A 497-nucleotide genomic window follows, 5' to 3' on the forward strand; every position below is an offset into this window, starting at 1 on the left:
CCGGTGCATGCCGCGCACCTCCTGGCTCGGCTGGTGGGTGTAACCGCCAAGCTCGCCATTATCGAGCGGGAACCACAGCAACGGGTCGGGATCGGTCTGGAAGGCGAGCTCGACCACGCCCTTTTTGGGAATATGCTCGGAGACCTGGCCGACATCGTCCGAAGCAAAACGGCTCTGCGCCGTCTGCGTCAGCTCGGCGATCGATTTGCGCGAGCGTGTGACATAGAGGAACGACTGGCCGGCATCGACTGGGCGGATGCGGGCGCAGCCGAAGGTACGCGAGCGCCGGTTCTTGAACGAGGATGGCGTCAGCGCCTCGTCGATGCCCGAGCCCGACAGAGCGCGGATGCCGCCTGAGGTGCCGATCAGAAGCGCGCCGTCGCTGTCAGCGATCCAGACGATGTCGTTGGCCTGGCCGCCGCCGGCCTGGACGAACTCCAGAGCGTCGTCGTCCTTCTCGCCGAGAGCGAAATTGTCGAAGTCGCCGGTGGCCGAGG

Annotated in this window: 1 pseudogene; it reads right to left on the reverse strand. The window is 66.0% G+C overall.

Annotated features, from left to right (window positions below):
- Positions 1-497, reverse strand: a pseudogene (locus EOB49_RS37860) (hypothetical protein); the annotation flags it as partial.

Source organism: Mesorhizobium sp. M7A.F.Ca.MR.148.00.0.0 (assembly GCF_003997735.1).
GTDB lineage: Bacteria > Pseudomonadota > Alphaproteobacteria > Rhizobiales > Rhizobiaceae > Mesorhizobium.